Raw genomic sequence first — 16,729 nt, forward strand, 5'->3', positions numbered from 1 at the left:
GTTCTTCAGCAGTCTGTTCAGGCTGCTACATCGCCCAGATGGCGGAATTGGTAGACGCGCATGGTTCAGGTCCATGTGCCTTCGGGTGTGGAGGTTCGAGTCCTCTTCTGGGCACCATGAGCATACAACAAACTGTAACTTAACTTCGAAATATTACTCAAGCACTTAATCCCGGGATGAGTCAACTTCTCCCAAAACACCGCACCCTTTCCAGAAGAAGCATAATTTTGATGTGATTAGCTATTGTTATCACTAAGTTAACATATCTTAATTACTGCAGAACCACGGATAGGAAAATAAACCACATTTCATCAAAATAAAGCACCCCGCCGCAAGCGGTGAGGTATTTAAATTCGCTCTTCAAGCTGCTGGTTTTCAACCAGTTTACGCCCCAAGGAGCGAGGAATTGAACCCGGTAGAGATTAAAATATAAATTTCAGAATGTTATGAATTATACTAAATAGCAGCGCTGCTTTCTAACTAGTATATCAATGTTAGAGCATCTTCTGCTGAGTATTGGCGCCGGGTTGCTCGGCATATATCGCATACGATCTTCTCGGCACTACGGTTTTGATGGTTCTTCTCTGTCATCATCGTTCCTTTTTAGAGTTACGATGAACCAAAAATACTCTCTTACGCAATCACATCATTTTGTCCAACTGGCGCTGACGGGATATAGTCCAATAGAAACTCGCTTTAGTATTATTCCTAACGAAATACCTGAGGGGCAATTTGGAGTCAGGTAAAAAAAGCGCGTTGCTCTGATGAGAAACGCGCTGAAGGAATCATAAACATGAAATACACCCGGTTATCCAGTGGAGGCAATTCAAATAACCGAGAAGTCTACCTTTGTCAAAGGGAATTAAGCAGACGAAAAAAGTATATCAACCCAATTATGAAGATTTTGTGATAAACAGGGAAAATATAGAAATTTTTTAAAAAAACATTTCCTCCATTCTTTGGACAGATAAGCTGAGACCTTTGCAAAATCAGAAAATTTTCTATTTCCCTATGATTTTGATTTATTTGCTCGTCATGAGGATCCTTAAGCTGCTAGCCCTTATTCCGCAGGTCTATCTGCATTATTACGCCCCATATACAGCTGGTACAGCTCGGCAGGGTTGGACGCTTGCCGCGGACATATGGACCTCCTGCTCCTATTCTGTCAGTCATACAAAAACTCCAAATCCAGTAGCTTATCGGCCTTCCTTAATAGATGATCTTTAGGAATAAACTCTCCAGATCTATCGAACTGCAATTTTTCTCGAGATTGGGTATTTTATTTGACTCAGACGCGCGGCTTTTCAGTTGTAGTCATTCCTCAATACCATGGCAATGATCTTCGCGAGCCGCATGAATCTCGCTTTTAGAATCTTCCCATGTATGAAATGCGAGAAAGTACGTAATAAACTCTGCTTCGGCCAATAGCTGCCAAGATTCAGTATAACTAAGATAATCAGAGTTTATTTTTGCAATTTTGCCAATTGCTCCTTGAGGAATTTGATTTCTTTCGCCGCAAGAATTTGAGGTGTCACATCAAATTGCACGCCCAAAAAATACAGCAGATCTCCATGAGAATCAAACAGCGGTGACATTTTCAAATGGTTGTAAAATAGTTCGCCATTTTTTCGGTAATTACGCAATGTTACTTCCACGGGTTGCCTATTTTTGATTGCATCGCGTAATTGGCTCAGTCCCACTTGGTCATGTTCCTGGCCTTGTAAAAAGCGACAATTTTTGCCGATTATTTCCGCCAATGTATAGCCCGTGATAGTTTCAAACGCTTTATTGACATATACCAAAGGCATATCTTCTTGATCAGGATCAGCCAGGGACACGCCATTCACACATGAATCAAGAATCTTGGACAATACTTGTGGAATCAATCCAGGGTCTTTCTCAACGATAAAATCCATGATTTTTCTCCAGGTTAAGAACTTGTTGCTTAATAAATGTGCATCAGACGATTGTTAAGCGATGTCAACACGTTCGGTTTCAATGATTTTCTTGATATTTTTGACTGTTCGATCAGTTCCTTCCTGGATCGCAATCCGCACCAGCTTCTCAAACGGCCTCACATGCAAATCAAGGCTGAGTAATTCAAAAATAAAGGTTAATCGGCTATCGGAAGAATTAAGAGGTTCAATCAGATAATCGCATCGGTAGGGATTTGAAACACCCTCAAAACAAATACGCGATCCCGCATCAAAAATTTTAACCTTGAAAGTCGATTCGGATCGATTACCCTGATCAATTCGAACTTGACGACAAACAGTTCCGATCTTTACCGGGCCGTCGGTTAGTTTCTCCAATTCCTTGACTTCGGGAGACCACTTGGGATAGTTAATCAACAAATCGTTGCCGATAAAATTAAAAAGCATGTCATTGGGGCTTTGAATGACGGTACTTGCCTTACCAACCACGGGGCTATCTTTGAATAAACCGAGCATCTTCTTGCCTCCTGCATAAACTTTGTTAAACCCAATAGGTATCAATTCCTGCTAACAGCAAATCATATTGCGCTTCAATGAGTTCCTTCAGTGTCAGTGCTGGCAGACCGGTAACCAGATTGTTTTCAATTCCTATCCAACCCACTGCATCCGCCGATCCCAGACTAACCACGTACCCCAGATCGGGGCGCAGGTGTGGTTCAAGTAATCCCGGCAACCCTGAATGACGCAGAATATTACGCGCCACGAGCTGGCCTTTACGAACAGCGGATTGGGCTGTCAAGGTATTAGAACCCACGGATTGATAGACAGAACAATCCCCTGCTACAAAAATATTCGGCAGAGGTTTTTGGTCGATAAGGATCTGACCAAAAGCATTAGCAATGTGCGAAGCGCGTTGCGCTTTTCCCAAAAACAAAATGGACAAACTGGACGATAACTCAATGTGTTTCTGCGTATGCTTCTCTGTTAATAGAATACTGTTCGAATGCTGGTCACGATAATAAGTATTAGGATAAAACGCGATATCTAATTCCTGCATTCGGGATTGCACATAAGTATCGAATCCACGAGGAAATTGCTCCAATACCCGCTCGCCTGAATGGATTAAACGCAAGGAAGCTTTGCTTTTTATACGGCTGAGAAATTGCTTGATCTCAAATAAAAACTGTATCCCCGTCGCGCCTCCTCCAACAACTGAAATCGATTGTTCTGACTGATAATTGCTCGCGAGTAGGCGATTGAATAATTCGGAGCCTGCCGAAGCAACAAAATCCTGCAAACCTAACACATTTTCGGCGTGATCCAAGATTCTGTTTTCACATCCCGAAGCAATCAATAAATAATCAAAAGGTATGGTTTCATCGTTGATGATCAGTTGCTTGGTTTGCTGGCACAACTGTAGCTTTTCGGTATCGAAATGTACGGATGCAGCGATATGACGACAACCGTAGCGTTTTTCGATGTCGGCGAAGGATACTAGCAGGTCAGATAATGGGAAGCGGAACGTTTCATGCAAATGGGTAATCTTTACATGATGTGTTCTTGGGTCGATCAACGTAATGCAGCTATCCGGTGCATGCTTCAAAAGCGCCGTCATTGCTGCGATGCCGGCATATCCTCCGCCGACGATAACTATTTCCAATCTTTTTTGCTTCGATATATAAAATGGTAAAAAAGCCACCTTGTCTCCTTCATCGCATGACGAGAGAATATCAGGTTATTCACGATTATCGCTGAAATTTAATTGCTGAAAAAATTTCTCAGCTCTCGTCTTAATGCGGAATGCGATTCTTTTGCCAGTTTTTAAAAGCCCACTGCCAAAAAGAAGCAATGGTTCCTTCGATAATCTCCGCTGGCGGTGCTTGGCCTAAGAACCTTACTGCATCCACTAATTGCTGCAATCCATCCGAGACATCGATTGGAGCGGCATGGGTTTGTTTACTGAGCTTTTCTCCTCTTTCATTCGTCACGATCGGTAAATGCATGTACTGAGGCGTGGGGTATCCGAGCAATTGTTGCAAATAGATTTGCCGTGGCGTCGAAGAAAGTAAATCTGCGCCTCGCACCACATGCGTAATGTGTTGCTGGGCATCATCGACAACCACGGCCAATTGATAAGCAAATAGGCCATCCGAACGTCGCAGCACGAAATCGCCGACTTCGCGTTGCAAACGTTGGGAATGCAAACCTTCCAGCACATCCTTGAACTCAATGGCGTCATCATGAGTACGAATGCGAAGTGCATGTGCTTCAGAGGGAAAATATCGTGTATCACGGCAAGTTCCGGGATAAACGGGTCCCTGCAAACCCATAATGCTCGAATCAGAAATTTCTTTTCTTGAACACGTGCAAGGATAGATCAACTCCATACTTTGCAGCACATGTAGCGCATCTTGATAAAGATGCGTGCGGTCACTTTGATGAACGATTTCCCCATCCCACTCCATACCCAGCCGCTCTAACGTTTTCAAAATCTCCGTTGCCGCTCCAGGCACCTCACGTTGCCGGTCGAGATCCTCAATTCTGACCAGCCATTCACCTCGATTGGATTTGGCATCCAAATAACTGCCTACGGCAGCGACCAATGATCCAAAATGTAACGGCCCAGTTGGCGAGGGCGCAAATCGGCCGCGATAGTTCATTGTTTTCATTGGACTCTATTTATATTTTCCTGAAAATTGAATTACAATAGTTGGCAAGATTAGCCTATGGTACCAACCACCATCAACGAAAATCCGTGATCACCTTACATATGGCCTGATTCAATCGACTATAATTCTAAATGAATACGCTGCTGACTTTGTCGGCAGCCAATAATGATGGCTTTTTGGGACAATAATGCATATACACATCCTCGGAATTTGTGGCACCTTTATGGGCGGTATCGCAGTGTTAGCGCGGGAATTCGGGCACCGGGTGACAGGGTGCGATCATGGCGTTTATCCTCCCATGAGCATACAACTTGAGTCCCAGGGAATTGAATTGATCTCCGGCTATTCGCCTGAGCAGGTCAAACTTCAACCCGATCTATTCGTCATCGGTAATGTCGTTGCACGAGGCAATCCGCTAATGGAGGAAATCCTCAATCAGAATCTGCCCTATATCTCGGGCCCTCAGTGGCTTTCCGAGAATATCTTAAGGAACCGCTGGGTTCTTGCTGTAGCCGGTACTCACGGCAAGACGACGACGAGCTCGATGCTGGCATGGATTCTAGAGTATGCAGGATTATATCCGGGGTTTTTAATTGGCGGCATTCCTGAAAATTTCGGTGTCTCTGCACGAATTGGTAGGGTTCCAACAGCACAACAAGACTCGGAGACCGATGAGACTTCTCCCTTTTTTGTGATTGAAGCGGATGAATATGACACGGCTTTTTTTGATAAGCGCTCAAAATTTGTTTACTATCATCCCAGAACAGTCATTTTAAATAACCTCGAGTTTGATCATGCGGATATCTTTCCTGATCTCTCAGCCATTGAGCGTCAATTTCATCATCTGATCCGCACGATTCCCAATAATGGCTTGGTCATCCAGAATGCCATGGATAACAACTTAGAGCGCGTACTGCAGCAGGGTTGCTGGACGCCCATCGAAAAATTCGCAACAAACGAGGGATGGCATTCCGTCGCGCGAGCCGATCATGACATTGATATTTTCTTCAAAGATCACCACGAAGGTTGCTTACGATGGGATTTGATGGGCGAGCATAATCGCATGAATGCTCTGGCCGCGCTGAGTGCTGCCCGGCATGCAGGGGTGCCTGCCCAAGTTGGCATTGAAGCACTCATGCAATTCAAAAATGTCAAGCGCCGTATGGAAAAACGCGGCGTCATCGACGGCATTACTGTTTATGATGATTTTGCTCATCATCCGACCGCAATTGAGGTAACGTTGCAGGGGTTACGTGCTCATGTCGGAAAACAGAACATTATTGCTGTCCTCGAACCTCGCTCAAATACGATGAAATTGGGAGTATGGCAGCATCATCTTGCTGATAGCCTGGCCGAGGCGGATGATGTGTTTTGCTTCAGCCGCGATGCTCAATGGGCAAAGGATGCGCTTCAGGAACTCGGCACTAAAGCAATCTGTCATGATCAATTGGATATATTGATTCAAGATATCTCTAAAGCCTCCCAAGCGGGTAGTCATATTGTCATCATGAGCAACGGTAGCTTCGAAGGGATACACGAAAAGCTGTTGTCAATTTTACAGAATCGCCAATGAATACTGGATATTCAATTGCTTCCTAAAATTCATCCGCCTTCAAACTCACATAACGAAAATACCGTGCATCCCAATTTCTCCAGACGCACCCTGCCTCCTATGTCTGGAAGATCAATGACAAAACAGCATTCCACTACCACTCCGCCCATCTCCCGTATCAGCATCACGGCAGCTTCTGCCGTTCCACCAGTCGCGATCAAATCATCCACAAGCAGTACCTGATCACCGGGTTGAATGGCATCGACATGAATCTCGATACGATCAGTGCCATATTCCAATTCATAATCTCTACCCACAGTTTCAGCCGGTAATTTATTTCGTTTGCGAATAGGTACAAAACCTTTACCTAACTGATAAGCAACCGGAGCGCCAATGATAAAGCCACGTGATTCAATCCCGATAACCTTGTTGATGTCAACGTTCTGGTAACGCTTGGAGATTTCCTGAATGGTCGTTCTTAAACCGATAGGATCTTTTAATAATGTGGTGATGTCACGAAACATAATCCCTGGATGAGGATAATGAGCAATCGTGCGAATGTGAGATTTAATCGACATATAATACAAACCATTTTATTCTGATCAATAAAAAAAGCCTCAACCTGAACAGGTTGAGGCTTTTTGAATAATTGCGATAGTTACACTATCAACCGCTTAGTGATCCATTGCAGCTTTTGCGTCAAAGCTTTTCGGTGCTTTAACTTGGGTCATGAGATCGTCGTCCCATTTACCTTCGACATTCATATGAAGAGCCGCACCCAGTAATACAGCTTCAATCAGGTTATGACTGAGGTATACGTATAAACCAGGTTGTTTGAATTCATACGCTGCAGCAACGGCACCACCTGCTGCAATAAACCAGGTTTCTTGGTTGGTCAGAGGAGTATCGTTGAACGAGCCTTCTGCCCAGAACAGATCAGCATGGCCACCGATCAGGTGCGGATAGGATGGGCGGTTTGATTGTGAATGAATGAACAATACTTTTTCGCCTACTTTAGCTTTCAGAGCATTGTCTCCGGTAATCGCGCCAACGGCACCATTGAATACTACGTGTGAAGGAATAAGCCCTTTGGCCGTTTCCAGCATGTCGGCCATACCTTCAGCTGGTGAACCGTATGTTTTGAATTTGCCGCTAGCATCTTTTGGCAGATAGAAATCTTGTTCACCGATGTAAAATGCTTTGTCGTATTTATAAGGTTTACCTTTGGCATCTTTCAGACCATCTTTAGGTAATACCATAACTGCGCCATTCATGCCTGAAATCACATGGAATGGAATCATCGTTCCACCAGGTGCGCAGTGATAAACGAAAACGCCCGGTTTAACAGCTTTCCAGCGCAATACCACATCTTCCCCAGGTTGAACCAATGTTAAGCCTGCACCACCCAATGCGCCGGTAGCAGCGTGGAAGTCCACGTTATGCGCTAAAGTGCTGCTTTTTGGATTAGATAAGGTCAATTCAACATAGTCACCTTCATGAACTACGATGAGCGGGCCAGGAATACTACCGTTGAAAGTCAAGCCCCATACTTTTGCACCAGGAGCTACTTCCATTAATTTTTCTTGAGTTTCCATACGGACTTCAACAATTTTTGGTCCTTTAGAAACTTGATCGTGTACAGGTACATTTGGTGGAGCCACCAGTTCCTGCTTCACACGAGGTAATTTAGAAATGTCAGTTGCAGCAACAACAGCTTGTGTTGCGCCCAAACAGAGCAATCCTAATCCAACAACTGCCTGAACAGCTTTAATCATATCTCCCTCCATAAAAGATGAATTTTGCGCTTATTGTTGCGCCATTCTAATCTGCTGTGTAATCACCAAGACTACCTCAACATCGACCCTTTCTTAGAGCAAAGGGCGGAACGGCGAATATACACTTTATGACCCAAGCTGTCTATTGTTAATAGCCTATTATCATGATCATAGGAGGGTTATTAACCTTGTATCAATTTGATCTCAGCGGCGGCTAAATTTTCTTGTGTTCCCTTGAGTACGAGTACGTCGCCGGTGACTAAGGTAGTGTCATCGGTCGGCAATAATCCGCGAATATTCCGCCTTCTCACTGCAGTCACTTCCACAGCCAAACTGGCTAAGTTGATATCGCCCAAGGTTTTATTGACGGCAGCTGCTCCGGGAATCAACGTAATGGTCAGTAAACGCGGTAAGATTTTCTCGCTGCTGCTATCATCGATGGCATCCGTCGTTCCATGATAAAAACCTCTCAGCAAATTATAACGTTGCTCTCGAATTTCTCGGATACGCCGTAAAATTCGTCCGGTCGATATATCGACAAACATCAGCGCATGAGATGCGAGCATCAAGCTGCCTTCCAGGATCTCTGCGACGACCTCGGTTGCACCTGCTTCTTTCAATATATCGATATCGGAGTCATCATTCGCTCGCACTACCACCGACAGTTCCGGACGAAGATCCTGAACATGCCGAAGAATTTTTATGGCTGACACGGTATCGGCATAACTTACCACCAAAACTTTTGCGCGCATCAGTCCTGCCGCAACCAGCACTTCGCGTCGGGCAGCATCCCCATACACGACGGATTCGCCGGCGCTGACCGCTTCTTGGATGCGCTTGGGATCCAGATCGAGCGCTATGAAGGGTATCGATTCTTGTTCCAGAATACGGGCAATGTTTTGACCACTTCGTCCATAGCCACAAATGATGACGTGATTTTGTGTCGCCATCGTTTGTGCTGCAATCGAGGTTATTTGCATGGCGCGGTATATCCAGTCCGAGCTGTAAAAACGTTGAATCAATGGCTCGCTGTATTCAATGATGAAAGGCGCTACAAACATCGATAACACCATGGCCGCAAGCACGGGTTGCAGAATTGAATGCTCTATCAATCCTATGCCACTCGCCAGTGCCAACAGCACAAACCCAAATTCACCCGCTTGCGCCAGATTCATTCCAGTGCGAATTGCTGTGCTGGAATCTGTACCGAACAATCGTGACAATTCAGCAATTACAATTATTTTTGTTATCACAAGTCCGGTCAATATCATGAATACCCAAAGAAAATTTTCTATGACGACGCGCATGTCCAATAACATACCGATGGTCACAAAAAATAACCCCAGCAACACATCCCGGAAGGGTTTGATATCGTCTTCAACTTGGTAACGATATTCAGTCTCGGAAATCAACATGCCGGCGAGAAATGCTCCCAACGCCAACGACAGGCCAGCCATCTCAGTCAACCACGCCAGACCTAAAGTGATCAACAATACATTCAGAACAAAGAGTTCCGAAGATCGTTGATGAGCTACGACATGCAACCATGGACGCATGAGTTTCTGTCCAAAAAACAAGATGATGGCAAGTACAATGCATACCTTCACGACAGCCACTACAAAATCGCTGGTATCGCTATCGATTTCAGTCGCCAATGCTGGCACGATAATCAACAAAGGAATCACCATTAAATCCTGAAAAAGCAATACGCCAATGACTTGCCGTCCATGCAATGAGTTTAATTCCAAGCGTTCAGCCAGCATCTTTATCACAATTGCGGTGGAAGACATGGCCAAAGCCCCGCCCAATACAAAACCAACTCGCCAATCGAGGCCCAGCATCCATGTAATGATCATCACCAGCAGAATACTGATGACGACCTGGGCAGTACCAAATCCAAATACCAGGCGTTTCATGGCAACCAATTTGGGCAAGCTGAATTCCAGTCCTATGCTGAACATCAAGAAAACCACTCCGAATTCAGCCAGATGGCGCGTATCCTCCGAGTCTGCAATCCAGCCCAATGCGTGAGGACCAATGACGACGCCTGCCAGCAAGTACCCCAGCATGGGCGGCAATCGCAACAGACGAAACACAACGACCGCCAGCACAGCGGTCATCAACAGAATTAAGACAGGTTGTAATGGGTTACTCATGAATCAACAACAAAAAATTGCTCACAATGAATTCAATCGCAACGATACTTGAGGATGGCTTGAATCACAATCGATGCGGCACATAATGGTATAATCGCGGTGACTTATTACTTGATAATTAAATGCCAGTACCTCATCTCTCAACCGCATTGCGCGGCCCCATTCTTGATTTAGAAAATCGTATCATCACCGCCATGCCCTCCATCGAACATTGGCTGAGAAGCAAATGGCGCGAACATACCGTACCTTTTTATTGCTCGGTTGATTTACGCAATAGCGGGTTCAAATTGGCTCCCGTCGATACTAATCTGTTTCCGGGCGGATTCAACAATCTGAATCCCGAATTCATGCCACTGTGCGTCCAGGCCATGATGAATGCGATCGAGAAAATCTGTCCCGATACGCAAAGCGTGTTGTTGGTTCCAGAAAATCATACCCGCAACACCTTTTATCTGCAGAACATCGCGACGCTGCAAAGTATCATGCAACAGGCCGGACTCAATGTCCGCATAGGTTCGTTATTGCCTGAAATTACGGCAGCCACTACCATTGATCTTCCCGATGGCCAAGCAATTACGCTTGAACCGTTGATACGCAAAAACAATCAGTTGGGCGTCAAAAACTTTGAACCATGCGCAGTCATTCTTAACAATGATCTATCCACGGGAATTCCGGATATCCTGCAAAACTTGAGTCAGGCCATCATTCCACCCTTGCATGCGGGATGGGCGACACGCCGAAAATCCGTTCATTTTTCCGCTTATGATCAAGTTGCACAGGAATTTGCGGAATTGATAGGAATCGATCCTTGGTTGATCAATCCGCGTTTTACCTCATGTGGAGAAATCAATTTCCGCGAAAAACAAGGTGAGGATTGCGTCGCCAGCGCTGTCAACCGCATCATTGCAGTCATTCAGAAAAAATATCAGGAATACGGCGTCAAAGAAGACCCTTTTGTGATCGTCAAGGCCGATTCGGGTACCTATGGCATGGGTATCATGACTGTCAAGGATGGCGCTGATATCTATAAGCTCAATCGCAAACAGCGCAACAAAATGGCTGTAGTCAAGGAAGGCATGCAAGTATCCAATGTGCTGGTGCAAGAAGGCGTTTACACGTTTGAGAATATCAATCAGGCTGTCGCCGAACCTGTCATCTACATGATAGACCGGTACGTTGTCGGCGGGTTTTACCGGGTGCATACCGGCCGCGGCATCGATGAGAATCTCAATGCCCCGGGTATGCATTTTGTGCCGCTCGCGTTCGAAGCCTCTTGTCTGCTGCCAAAAAATTCGGCGCAAACGCATTCGATTCCTAACCGCTTTTATGCGTATGGTGTGGTCGCGCGTTTAGCGTTATTGGCTGCAGCACTGGAACTGGAGCAGGAGCAAGCCGGACTGAATACCCCTGCCCCACTCCCAGCGGATTGACATGAAGCTTGCGTTCATCATTGATCAACTCGACTCGATCAAGACAGCGAAAGATTCCAGCTTCGCAATGATGTGCGAAGCAAACACCCGAAATCATCAGATCTACGTACTGTACCAGCATGATATCTTTCTGCTCGATCATAGGGTCGCTGGGCATGCACGCGCTTTGACCCTTAAGGATGCGCCTCATCGGGATAGTCACTGGTATTCAATTAGCGACGTTGAAACAGTACCACTCAATCGGTTTGATGCCGTACTCATGCGCAAGGATCCGCCGTTCGATCTGGAATATGTCTATAGTACCTATTTGCTGGAACTGGCTGAGAATCAAGGTGCGTGGGTCATCAATGATCCAAGCGCGATCCGCGATCATAATGAAAAACTGGCGATTACCCAATTTCCACAATGGATAGCTCCAACCTTGGTTACCAGCCAAGGACCGTTGATCCATGACTTCCTGGACATGCATCTCGATATCATTCTAAAACCATTGGATGGCATGGGAGGAGCCAGCGTGTTTCGGGTGCATCGTACCGATCACAATCTCAATGTCATTCTCGAAACACTCACTCATTATGGAACCCGAACTATCATGGCTCAACGATTCATTCCAGAAATCGTTCAGGGAGATAAACGCATTCTGTTGATCGATGGCAAAGCTGTGCCTTTTGCATTGGCGCGTGTTCCAAAACCGGGAGAAACTCGGGGCAATCTCGCTGCCGGAGGAATCGCTCAAGCGCAAACCTTGAGCACACGTGACCTGGAAATTGCAGAATCCATCGGACCAGAATTGACGCAGCGGGGTCTGATGTTAGTGGGATTGGATGTCATCGGTGACTATCTGACAGAAATTAACGTGACCAGTCCAACAGGCATGCAGGAAATTACCCGAGAAACGGGCTTTAATGTTGCCGGGATGATGCTGGATGCGATCGAGGCGAGTCGATCAGATCGAAAAATTCACTTTCAGGCGCATAATAAGATGTAGTACAGACAATGTCAGCAAAACTCAGCGGACCGGAATGAAATTAATTTTTCACAGCCGCTGAGTTTTATTACATTTCTAAACTGATTCGAATTACAAATTAATGTACGGTTGCAGCTTCTTTCTGCTCGCAGATCAAATTAGCGCAGTAGGTTTCATGAATACCATCCAAGAAACCCCATAGCGCGTCGCAGGCTTCCTGAGTCGCCGCGAGTACTTCAGCCTGTTTTTCAGGCGTATCGGCAAAGCGTTCAATAATCGACCACTCAGCTTGCGAATGATAAACATCGGCTTTTTCATGAACTGAGAAAAACTCATAATCTTGCGGATTTTTCATGCCATAGAATTTGGCCAAGCCATCGATTTTCACCGCAGCGATGTCGGGCACTTGCGATTCGAATGCATGCAATGCAGCCAACCCCGCATAAAATGGACGGTTCAAGCAAATATCGCGGAAGGTCGAAACGAGATGCTCAGTCGATGGCAATGCGGCTGCATTGGTTAAGCTTTTGTCATTGGCTCCCAATGCAAAGGCAAAATTTTTCCATAGCGCAGGATGGTTCTTGTCGCCATGTTCTTCATCGATCAGATTTCTCAGTACTTCCTGGCGCACGCTGATATCGCCACTATTGGTTTCCGAGTGCATATGCGGCGTATTGAAGTGTACAGCGCTTAAATAAGTAGGCTCGGCCAATACATTATAAAAATATTGTTCAGCGTAATGACGCAATTGTTCTTTGGTCAATTTTCCTTCTGTCCAGGCAATGTAAAATGGGTGCTTGAGCAGATGCTTCTCGCCAATAATGGCAGTAATTTTTTGCTTGAGCATTGTTGTCATGATAACTCCTTAAAAACCGTGATGGATAAGACGCCATATCATCGCTAATTAACTACTGCAAGTCAAATGCCGAAGACTTGAATTCAGTTGAGACATGGCTGGATAGATACCGGCTAGCCGTAACCATATTTTGAAGCGCCGGTTTGACTTCTTCCCAGTTGCGCGTTTTCAATCCGCAATCGGGGTTCACCCATAAACGTTCTGGCGGTATCCGCTGTGCAGCTTTCTTCATTAATTGAATGATGGATTCGACGGATGGGATATTGGGTGAATGAATATCATACACGCCAGGTCCAATTTCGTTCGGATACTGAAATTGATCGAAAGCATCCAGTAATTCCATGTTCGAACGCGATGTTTCAATGGTAATGACATCTGCATCCATACCCGCTATCGCTTCCATGATGTCGTTGAATTCCGAATAGCACATGTGCGTATGAATCTGGGTTTCATCCTTTACACCTTTTGCGGTGATGCGAAAAGCGCGGGTAGCCCAGTCCAAATAACCCTGCCACTGTGATTTCCTCAGCGGCAACCCTTCGCGCAACGCCGCCTCATCAATCTGAATCATTTGGATACCTGCTTTTTCCAAAGCCAGTACTTCATCGCGAATCGCAAGTGCTAATTGCATACAGGTCTCAGCGCGTGATTGATCATCGCGCACAAAAGACCAATTCAACATCGTCACCGGTCCCGTCAGCATGCCTTTCATCGGTTTGCGAGTCAATGATTGGGCATACTGAATCCATTCCGTGGTAATCGGTTTTGGATGCGCCACATCGCCAAAAATAATCGGCGGCTTGACGCAGCGCGACCCATATGATTGCACCCAGCCAAATTGAGTAAACGCAAAGCCGTCCAAATGCTCGCCGAAATACTCCACCATATCGTTGCGCTCCGGCTCGCCATGCACCAACACATCCAAGCCTAGTGTTTCCTGTTCACGCACACACACCTCAATTTCTTGTTGCATCGCTTGACGATACTCCTTTTCCGCTAATTGGCCGGTACGGAAATCGCGGCGTAATTGACGGATTTGCTGTGTTTGTGGAAATGACCCAATCGTGGTGGTGGGAAAAAGCGGTAACCGGAATCGATTGCGCTGTATGATCGCTCGCTGATGGTAAGGTGAACGGCGATTGCCCATTTCATCGGCAATTTCCAGCATGCGTGCTTCGACATCCGATCGGTGCACCTGTTTCGATTGCTCGCGGCTGGCGATTGCAGTTTGATTGTCTGCCAGTAATTCCGCAACACTGGCTCGACCATGATTCAATGCTTTTGCCAATATCTCGACTTCATCGAGCTTCTGGATTGCGAACGCCAGCCATGAATGAATATCCGCATCGAGTTTTTTTTCACTACTCAAATCAACCGGGACATGCAGCAGAGAGCAGGAAGGCGCCAGCCACAACCGATCTTGCAAACGTGTATGCACCGGTTCCAACCAATCCAGCGCTGCGGTTAAATCGGTTTTCCAGATATTACGGCCGTTTACGATACCCAGAGATAAGATTTTATGGCTAGGCAACCAGTCGATTACTTTGGGTATTTCATCGGGTGCACTGACAGCATCCAGATGTAATCCAGCCACCGGCAGCTCGCAGGCCAATTGCAAATTATCCTGCAACTGTCCAAAATAAGTCGTCAATAGCAGTTTGACTGACGAAGCTTGCAATTGGTAATACGCCGTGCGCAATGCGTGCTTCCATTGTTGCGATAATTCCATGACCAGTACCGGCTCGTCTATTTGTACCCATTCAACGCCGGCATTTTTGAATTCACTCAGTAATTGCGCGTAAACCGCCAATAAGTTATCAAGCAAATCAAGTCGTTCGCTACCGTCTTTAGCTTTTCCCAGCCACAAATAGGTAACTGGTCCCAGGATAACTGGTTTAACGTGTTGATGGATTTCCTGAGCCTGATTGATCTGTTCAAGTATGCGGCTGGCATGCAATGAAAAATGGGTATTTTTATCAAACTCCGGCACGATGTAATGGTAGTTGGTATCGAACCATTTCGTCATTTCGCCGGCGTTAACGCAGCTACACGAAGAGGTATCCGCAGCCGAGCGTCCCCGCGCAACACGAAAGTAATTGTCAATTTCACTCCCGGCTAATGTGCTGACCCGAGCTGGAATGTTACCCAGCATAAAGCTCGTATCCAGTACATGATCGTACAATGAGAAGTCACCTACCGGCATCCAATCCAGTTTCAACTGATCATGCCAGTGCTGCTGCCGGAGCGTGTCAACCGTACTGAGCAAGGTCTGTTCTGAAATCTCGCCTTTCCAATATTTTTCCAACGCAAATTTCAATTCCCGGTTTCTGCCGATTCGAGGAAAGCCCAGATTATGTATCGTTACCATCTTTCAATCACCACTCAAAGATTAATTAAAGTGACCCAATTGTATGGAAAATTAATAATGAGTAATAATGATAAATTTCAACATTCCAATAAGATTTCCTAATAAATGATCGAACACAGTCATCTGAAAATCATCCAAGCGCTGCATACCAATGGCACGTTGACTGAAGCTGCCAATGCGCTTTGCCTGAGTCAACCTGCGCTATCACATCAGATCAGTTATCTGGAAAAGAAACTTGGTATCAAGTTGTGGGAACGTGAAGGTCGCAACCTGCGCCTGACTCAAGCCGGAACATTGCTACTAGATGTTGCCAATCAAATACTCCCAGTTTTGGCGCAGACTGAAAAGACGTTGCAAGCCTATAGCGAAGGCCGCCAAGGCATTTTGCGCATCGGCGTCGAATGCTACCCCTGCTTTGAGTGGCTGACCGGCATGATCGGCCAGTACATGCGGCAAATGCCCAGCATCGATGTCGATATCGTGCAGAAATTCCAGTTTTCCGGATTGGAAGGTTTGTTGAATCGCCACATTGATGTATTGATCACGCCTGATCTGGTCAGAAAAGACAATATCGCATACGAAATTCTGGCGGAGTATCAATTGGTGTTGTTAGCCGCAGAACATCATCCAATGGCTGGTCTGCAGCACATCACTCCGGAACTGCTCAGCAAGGAAACCCTATTGACCTTTCCTGTACCGCTGGAACGGCTCGACATCCTCACACATTTCCTCACTCCCGCCCAGTTCGAGCCGGACAAGCTGAAACCCATCGAATCGCTTGACATCATGCTGCAAATGACCGCCCTCAACCGCGGCGTATGTGTGCTGCCGGAATGGCTCGCCGATCTCAAAAACAAGGATTTGAATCTCAAGAAAATTCGGATCGGCGACTCAGGACTTTTTCAGAAATTGTATTTGGCGATGCGAGATGCGGATGAGGCGGTTTCATACATCCGGGAATTTATTGCAATAGGCCAGCAAACAGCTAAAAGTTCATCCATTTAAACTATTGAAAATAGATT

Annotated in this window: 13 protein-coding genes and 1 tRNA gene; 5 read left to right on the forward strand and 9 right to left on the reverse strand. The window is 45.9% G+C overall.

The window, feature by feature from the left end; genetic code table 11:
• Window positions 1–32: 32 nt before the first annotated feature.
• A tRNA-Leu gene (locus ABF87_RS08370) sits at window positions 33–117 on the forward strand.
• A 1,346-nt stretch (window positions 118–1,463) separates the two neighbouring features.
• Here ABF87_RS08370 and ABF87_RS08375 read toward each other — a convergent pair.
• The 4 genes from ABF87_RS08375 to gluQRS form a co-directional block, all read right to left on the reverse strand.
• Window positions 1,464–1,916, reverse strand: coding sequence for a PAS domain-containing protein (locus ABF87_RS08375; RefSeq protein WP_160828677.1), 453 nt, complete (start codon window positions 1,914–1,916; stop codon window positions 1,464–1,466).
• 54 nt (window positions 1,917–1,970) lie between these two features.
• Window positions 1,971–2,450, reverse strand: a complete 480-nt coding sequence (locus tag ABF87_RS08380; RefSeq protein WP_160828678.1) for a polyketide cyclase — start codon at window positions 2,448–2,450, stop codon at window positions 1,971–1,973.
• A gap of 25 nt (window positions 2,451–2,475) precedes the next feature.
• Window positions 2,476–3,594: an FAD-dependent oxidoreductase gene (locus ABF87_RS08385; RefSeq protein WP_240143601.1), complete on the reverse strand. Its 1,119-nt coding sequence runs from the start codon at window positions 3,592–3,594 to the stop codon at window positions 2,476–2,478.
• Between the two features lie 130 nt (window positions 3,595–3,724).
• Window positions 3,725–4,594 carry a tRNA glutamyl-Q(34) synthetase GluQRS gene (gene gluQRS / locus ABF87_RS08390; protein WP_160828766.1) on the reverse strand — a complete coding sequence of 290 codons (870 nt, stop codon included), beginning with the start codon at window positions 4,592–4,594 and terminating at the stop codon, window positions 3,725–3,727.
• 196 nt (window positions 4,595–4,790) lie between these two features.
• Between gluQRS and mpl the strand changes: the two genes are divergently transcribed.
• Complete coding sequence (gene mpl, locus ABF87_RS08395; protein WP_160828680.1) at window positions 4,791–6,176, forward strand: UDP-N-acetylmuramate:L-alanyl-gamma-D-glutamyl-meso-diaminopimelate ligase; 1,386 nt, start codon at window positions 4,791–4,793, stop codon at window positions 6,174–6,176.
• A 29-nt stretch (window positions 6,177–6,205) separates the two neighbouring features.
• Here the strand turns inward: mpl and ABF87_RS08400 are convergent, their stop codons facing one another.
• The 3 genes from ABF87_RS08400 to ABF87_RS08410 form a co-directional block, all read right to left on the reverse strand.
• On the reverse strand, window positions 6,206–6,733 hold the full coding sequence (locus ABF87_RS08400) for an adenine phosphoribosyltransferase (protein WP_160828681.1): 528 nt from the start codon (window positions 6,731–6,733) through the stop codon (window positions 6,206–6,208).
• A 96-nt stretch (window positions 6,734–6,829) separates the two neighbouring features.
• Window positions 6,830–7,930 (reverse strand): copper-containing nitrite reductase, encoded by a 1,101-nt coding sequence (nirK, locus tag ABF87_RS08405; RefSeq protein ID WP_160828682.1) that lies wholly within the window; start codon window positions 7,928–7,930, stop codon window positions 6,830–6,832.
• A gap of 182 nt (window positions 7,931–8,112) precedes the next feature.
• Window positions 8,113–10,086: a monovalent cation:proton antiporter family protein gene (locus ABF87_RS08410; RefSeq protein WP_160828683.1), complete on the reverse strand. Its 1,974-nt coding sequence runs from the start codon at window positions 10,084–10,086 to the stop codon at window positions 8,113–8,115.
• 122 nt (window positions 10,087–10,208) lie between these two features.
• Between ABF87_RS08410 and gshA the strand changes: the two genes are divergently transcribed.
• A complete protein-coding gene (gshA, locus tag ABF87_RS08415) occupies window positions 10,209–11,516 on the forward strand; it encodes a glutamate--cysteine ligase (protein ID WP_160828684.1) in 1,308 nt (435 codons plus the stop codon).
• Window position 11,517: 1 nt separating this feature from the next.
• A complete protein-coding gene (gene gshB / locus ABF87_RS08420) occupies window positions 11,518–12,504 on the forward strand; it encodes a glutathione synthase (RefSeq protein WP_160828685.1) in 987 nt (328 codons plus the stop codon).
• Window positions 12,505–12,601: 97 nt separating this feature from the next.
• On the opposite strand, the gene ABF87_RS08425 is transcribed toward gshB, so the two are convergent.
• Both ABF87_RS08425 and metE read right to left on the reverse strand, forming a co-directional pair.
• On the reverse strand, window positions 12,602–13,339 hold the full coding sequence (locus tag ABF87_RS08425) for a CADD family putative folate metabolism protein (RefSeq protein ID WP_160828686.1): 738 nt from the start codon (window positions 13,337–13,339) through the stop codon (window positions 12,602–12,604).
• Between the two features lie 52 nt (window positions 13,340–13,391).
• A complete protein-coding gene (metE, locus tag ABF87_RS08430) occupies window positions 13,392–15,707 on the reverse strand; it encodes a 5-methyltetrahydropteroyltriglutamate--homocysteine S-methyltransferase (protein ID WP_160828687.1) in 2,316 nt (771 codons plus the stop codon).
• 105 nt (window positions 15,708–15,812) lie between these two features.
• Here metE and ABF87_RS08435 point away from each other — a divergent pair, with 105 nt between their 5' ends.
• Entirely contained in the window at window positions 15,813–16,712 is a 900-nt protein-coding gene (locus ABF87_RS08435; protein ID WP_160828688.1) for a LysR family transcriptional regulator, read from the forward strand.
• Window positions 16,713–16,729 lie beyond the last annotated feature (17 nt).

The sequence above is a fragment of the Nitrosomonas sp. JL21 genome (assembly GCF_009833095.1).
Classification (GTDB): domain Bacteria; phylum Pseudomonadota; class Gammaproteobacteria; order Burkholderiales; family Nitrosomonadaceae; genus Nitrosomonas.

Excerpts from the sequence above, each read along its gene's own strand:
- ABF87_RS08375 (WP_160828677.1), bottom strand. The coding sequence starts at position 1,916 with ATGGATTTTATCGTTGAGAAAGACCCTGGATTGATTCCACAAGTATTG.
- ABF87_RS08380 (WP_160828678.1), bottom strand. The coding sequence starts at position 2,450 with ATGCTCGGTTTATTCAAAGATAGCCCCGTGGTTGGTAAGGCAAGTACC.
- gluQRS (WP_160828766.1), bottom strand. The coding sequence starts at position 4,594 with ATGAACTATCGCGGCCGATTTGCGCCCTCGCCAACTGGGCCGTTACAT.
- mpl (WP_160828680.1), top strand. The coding sequence starts at position 4,791 with ATGCATATACACATCCTCGGAATTTGTGGCACCTTTATGGGCGGTATC.
- ABF87_RS08400 (WP_160828681.1), bottom strand. The coding sequence starts at position 6,733 with ATGTCGATTAAATCTCACATTCGCACGATTGCTCATTATCCTCATCCA.
- nirK (WP_160828682.1), bottom strand. The coding sequence starts at position 7,930 with ATGATTAAAGCTGTTCAGGCAGTTGTTGGATTAGGATTGCTCTGTTTG.
- ABF87_RS08410 (WP_160828683.1), bottom strand. The coding sequence starts at position 10,086 with ATGAGTAACCCATTACAACCTGTCTTAATTCTGTTGATGACCGCTGTG.
- gshA (WP_160828684.1), top strand. The coding sequence starts at position 10,209 with ATGCCAGTACCTCATCTCTCAACCGCATTGCGCGGCCCCATTCTTGAT.
- gshB (WP_160828685.1), top strand. The coding sequence starts at position 11,518 with ATGAAGCTTGCGTTCATCATTGATCAACTCGACTCGATCAAGACAGCG.
- ABF87_RS08425 (WP_160828686.1), bottom strand. The coding sequence starts at position 13,339 with ATGACAACAATGCTCAAGCAAAAAATTACTGCCATTATTGGCGAGAAG.
- metE (WP_160828687.1), bottom strand. The coding sequence starts at position 15,707 with ATGGTAACGATACATAATCTGGGCTTTCCTCGAATCGGCAGAAACCGG.
- ABF87_RS08435 (WP_160828688.1), top strand. The coding sequence starts at position 15,813 with ATGATCGAACACAGTCATCTGAAAATCATCCAAGCGCTGCATACCAAT.